This is a genomic window from Streptosporangium sp. NPDC050284 (assembly GCF_044459525.1).
In the GTDB taxonomy this organism is placed as follows: domain Bacteria; phylum Actinomycetota; class Actinomycetes; order Streptosporangiales; family Streptosporangiaceae; genus Streptosporangium.
Genome location: NZ_JBITIZ010000054.1, coordinates 1 through 1,575 on the forward strand (window position 1 = coordinate 1; position 1,575 = coordinate 1,575).

The 1,575-nt window shown below is 70.6% G+C and carries 2 protein-coding genes; both read right to left on the bottom strand.

The window, feature by feature from the left end; genetic code table 11:
• Positions 1–190 (bottom strand): cellulose binding domain-containing protein (locus ACIBH4_RS39600; RefSeq protein ID WP_362770418.1); only part of this gene is annotated, 190 nt, incomplete at its 3' end.
• A gap of 117 nt (positions 191–307) precedes the next feature.
• Positions 308–1,575, bottom strand: a 1,268-nt coding sequence (locus tag ACIBH4_RS39605) for a chitinase (RefSeq protein WP_399173895.1), incomplete at its 5' end; no start/stop codon positions are given.

Here is a 1,575-nt window from a genome sequence, read left to right on the forward strand (position 1 = left end):
ACCAACCGTTGATCGCCGTCGTACCACCATTCGTGATCGTGTACTTGCCCTCGAAACCGGTACCCCAGTCCGAGGTCTTGGTGAAGACGGCGGTGGTGGGTGCCGCGAACGCGGGGGTCGCGACCGTTGACAGGCCGATTGACATGCCGAGCGCGGCGAGGACCGCGGTCAGCGTTCGTCGAAATCTCATGGCACTTCCTCGGTTGGGGGGAGGAGATCGGGGGTGCGAGGTCGGGGCCCCGGGCCCGCCCGGGCGCGTCGTGGACGGTGAGGTGCCGGGCGGGTCCGGGGTCGTGAGCTGCGGGGGCTAGGGCAGGGTCGCGAGGTGCGGCTTGACGGTCCTGGAGAAGTTCCAGTTGTTGCTGGCGTCCCAGTTGATCGACCAGGTCATCGCGCCGCGGATCCCGGGGTAGGCGCGCGGCGGTACGAAGCTGCCGCAGCCGGTCCTGGTGGCGAGGCAGGTGAGGGCCTGGTTCACCAGGGCGGGGGCGACGATCCCGCCGCCCGCCGCGCCGGGTCCCGCGGGCAGTCCGAGCGCCACCTGGTCGGGACGCAGTCCGTTCTCCAGCTGGATGCAGGCGAGCGCGGTCATGAAGTTGACCGAGCCCTGCGAGTAGGCGGCCATCTGGTCGCAGCCGAGCATGGAGCCCGAGTTGTAGAACTGGGTGTGGACGACGGTGAGGATGTCCTTGATGTTCAGCGCCAGCTTGAAGTACTCGGCGCCGGTGGACTGCATGTCGATGGTCTGCGGCGCCATCGTGATGATCAGGTTCGCGCCCGCCTTCGCCCGCAGCGACCGGAGCGCCTGGCCCATGTAGGTGGAGTTGAGCCCGTTCTCCAGGTCGATGTCGACGCCGTCGAAGCCGTAACTCTGCATCAGGGCGTAGACGGTGTCGGCGAACTTGGTCGCCGCGGCGGCGCTCGCCACCTGCACGCGGCCCGCCTCGCCGCCGACCGAGAGGATGACCTTCTTGCCACGGGAGTGGAGGGTCTGCACGTCGGCCCTGAACTGGGCGTCGGTGTAGCCGCCGAGGGAGGCGGACAGGCCCGGGTCCACGGCGAAGACGACCTCACCGGGGGTGGCGGTGGCCTCTCCGAAGGAGACCGCGACCAGGTCGTACTCGTTGGGCACCGCGGAGAGCCGCAGTTCGACGGCCGGGTTGTCGAAGTTGTGCCAGTAGCCGGTGAGGAAGTGCTTGGGCAGCGGGCCGCCGCCGGTGCAGCCGGTCGTGGTCGCGCTCGCCGGGTCGCTCCTGGGGCCCTCGCCCGCGGAGTTGTACGCCGCCACCGTGTAGGTGTGCGCCTCGCACACCCCCAGCCCGGACACCGTCGTGCTCGTCCCGGTCACGGTCGCCCGCACCGTCGACCCCTCGTACACCCGGTAGCCGGTCACCGTTCCCGAGGACGCGCCCCACGAGAGCGACACGCTGTTCGCGCCGCCTGTCGCGGCCACCGCGCCCGGCTTGCCGGGGACGCCGCCGGTGCAGCCGGTGGTGGTGGCGCTCACCGCGCCGCTCGCGGCCGACTCGCCCTGGGCGTTGTACGCCCTGACCGTGTACGTGTGCGAGGTGCACG